The organism is Candidatus Methylomirabilis sp., from assembly GCA_036000645.1.
Taxonomy (GTDB): Bacteria; Methylomirabilota; Methylomirabilia; order Methylomirabilales; family JACPAU01; genus JACPAU01.
This window is the reverse complement of record DASYVA010000176.1, coordinates 1-3,116: the sequence shown is the minus strand read 5'-3', so window position 1 is coordinate 3,116 and position 3,116 is coordinate 1. Positions and strand designations below refer to the sequence as shown.

Genomic DNA, 3,116 nt, shown 5'->3' with positions numbered 1-3,116 from the left:
GGTCCGGGTGGCGCCGGATGCCGCCCGAAGGCCCCCGGTGCGGAGGGGGGGCCCATCGGCTCTGGGCCGATGGGGGGAACCACGGGAGGGTTCCCCACGGGGGCCGGGGGCCGGGGCGGCGCCGGCGCCACCCGGACCGTGTCACGTTGATTCTGTCGTTTGAATTAGACAGAAATCGGTGATGAACGCGGTATACATCCAAGCCCTTCGCGGGTATAATACGGCATCGTTCCCCCGCCTCCGAAGTTCAGCGGGCCTCCCCAGCCGAATCCGTGTCTTCTGCCAACATCCAGACGCAAGGCCCGGGGGGCGGCAGCAAGGGGTATGCCGATGACATTTACATTCCGTCTTCTCGGGGCGATCTGGCTGTCGGCCCTGGTCGTGATTGGCGCCTTCGCTTTCGTCTCGATCCACGGCGAGCGGAACCGCCTGACGGAGGATCTCGAGCGTCGGGCGTGGCTCTTGGGGGAGGGGCTGAAGGACGCGGTGGAGCCGCTTGTCGAGAAGGCCCCCCCGTCCCGGATCGAGCGGATCGTGAGGAAGTTCGGGTCCCCCACCAGGGGGGTCGCGGTCTACGATCGATTCGCCGGGCTCCTGGTTGCGACGCCCGAGCTGGCCCCGAAACTCCCCCCGTCCTTTCCGTTCGTCTCCGAGGCCATGACGACCGGCTCCGTCCAGAAGGGGTTTGATCTCCTGAGAGAGCAAAAGATCTACTACTATGCGGTCCCGCTGCTCGGCGATGAGCGCCCCTCGGGCGCGCTGGTGATCTTCCACGACGCCGGCCACATCGAGGACCGGGTCAGCGATATCGTGCGGAACAACGTCATCCGTTTCCTGGTCCTGGCCGGCGCCCTGTCGCTCATCACGCTCGTCGTCGTGCGGTGGACCATCACCCATCCGCTGAGGAGGATGGCCGAGTGGGCGAAGCAGCTCCGGAGCGGGGAGACCGTGCCGCCGCCGGGCGTGGCGGACCCCGGGCTGTTCGGCCCGCTGGCCGCCGAGGTCGCGGGGCTGGCCCGAGGTCTCGCCAAGGCTCGGGCCGCGGCGGAGCAGGAGGCATCGCTGCGGGTGCAAGGCGAGAGCCTGTGGACCGAGGAGCGGTTGAAGCAGGTCGTCAGCCTCCGCCTGAACGATCGTCCCCTCGTCGTGGTCTCGAACCGCGAGCCGCTGAGCCACGTCTGGCGGGGCCGGCAGATCGAGACCCTGACGCCGGCCAGCGGGCTCGTGACCGCTCTCGAGCCGGTGATGCGAGCCTGCGGGGGGGTGTGGGTCGCGCACGGCAGCGGCGACGCGGACCGGGAGGTGGTGGACGCCCGCGGGACGCTTCGCCTGCCCCCGGGGGACCCCCGCTATACGCTCCGGCGGGTCTGGCTGTCGGAGGAAGAGGAGGCGGGCTACTACTACGGCTTTGCCAACGAAGGGCTCTGGCCTCTCTGCCACATCGTCCACGCCCGGCCAATCTTCCGCCCGGAGGATTGGGCCCAGTACGCGGCCGCCAACCGGAAGTTCGCCGAGGCGGTCCTGGAGGAAATGGCGGGGGCGGAGGCTCCGGTGGTCCTGATCCAGGACTATCACTTTGCCCTCCTCCCGCGCTGGATCCGGGAGGCCCGGCCCGATGCCCGCATCGCGATCTTCTGGCACATCCCGTGGCCGAACGCAGAGGCCTTCGGGATCTGCCCCTGGCAGCCGGAGATCCTGCAGGGGATGCTGGCAGCCGACCTGATCGGGTTCCACACCCAGTCCCATTCGAATAATTTCCTGGAGACCGTGGATCGCGCCATCGAGTCGCGGATCGACTGGGAGCACTTCTCGGTGGCTCGGGGTCAACACACCACCTACGTGAAACCGTTCCCCATCAGCGTGGCCCCCGCGTTCGTGGACGATCCCCCGAAGGTGTCCCGGGAGGTGCTGCTCGCGGAGCTGGGGATTTCGCCCGAGTTCCTGGGCATCGGCGTGGACCGGATCGACTACACCAAGGGGCTCCCCGAGCGGTTCCGGGCGATCGGACGCTTCTTCGAGCGGTACCCGGAACACCGGGAGCGGATGACCTTCGTCCAGATGGCCGCGCCGAGCCGGAGCCGCATCCCGCGGTACCGGGAGCTGGAGCAGGAGGTGGAGCGCACCGTGGAGGAGGTCAATCGGGGGCTCCAGACCAAGCAGTGGAGGCCGATCCTCCTTCTGAAGGCTCACCGGAACCACCGGGAGATCTGGCCCTTCTACCGGTGGGCCGATTTCTGCATGGTCACATCGCTGCACGACGGGATGAACCTGGTGGCGAAGGAGTTCGTCTCGGTCCGGGAGGACGAGGACGGCGCCCTGATCCTGAGCCGGTTCACCGGCGCGGCGCGGGAGCTGCGGGACGCCGTGCTGGTCAATCCCTACGACGTGGACGAAATGGCCGAGGCGATCCGGACGGTGATCGAGATGCCCGCGGCCGAGCGCCGAAGCCGCATGGCGCGCATGCGCCAGGTCGTTCGGGAGCACAACATCTACCGCTGGGCCGGCCACTTGCTGAGCGAACTGTCCCGCTTCCCCGTCGGCGACCTCGGAGCCAGGGAACGCTGAGCTACGTCGCGCCGCACCCCGGGGGCCTCCGCTCCCTCCAAGCACGACTCGGGGCCGAGCTCGAAGCGGGAGCCGGTCTCCTCCTGGTTCTCGACTTCGACGGCACGCTCGCGCCAATCGTCTCTCGGCCCGAAGCCGCCCGGCTCGCCCCTGCGGTCCGGAAGACGCTGGCACGTCTGGCAGCCGCCTCCCGCGTCGGCCTTGCGATCCTCTCGGGCCGGTCCCTCCCCGACCTCAAACGCCGCGTGGGCCTCCGGGGGATCGTATACGGCGGCTGCCACGGGCTCGAGATCCGCGGGCCCGGCCTCCGGTTCCGGCATCCCCAGGCCTCGGTCTTGCGGCGGCGGATTCGCGCGGCGGCGGCTGTCCTCACCCGGGACATCCCGGAGTTCCCCGGGGCCCACCTGGAGTCGAAGGGGCTTGCCCTGGCCGTGCACTATCGGGGCCTCAGCCCGTCCCGGCGGACAGCGCTCCACCGGTGGGTCAAGGGAGTGGCCGCCCGGGCGGCGCTTGCGATCCTGCCGGGCAAGCAGGTCTGGGATCTCGTCCCC

The 3,116-nt window shown here is 69.5% G+C and carries 2 protein-coding genes; both read left to right on the top strand.

Annotated elements, in window-relative coordinates; genetic code table 11:
* The first annotated feature begins 330 nt into the window (after positions 1-330).
* Positions 331-2,565, top strand: a complete 2,235-nt coding sequence (locus tag VGT06_09880) for a trehalose-6-phosphate synthase (GenBank protein HEV8663431.1) — start codon at positions 331-333, stop codon at positions 2,563-2,565.
* Positions 2,496-3,116: trehalose-phosphatase (gene otsB / locus VGT06_09875; GenBank protein ID HEV8663430.1), on the top strand; the 621-nt coding region annotated here is incomplete at its 3' end. The genes VGT06_09880 and otsB, both read left to right, overlap by 70 nt.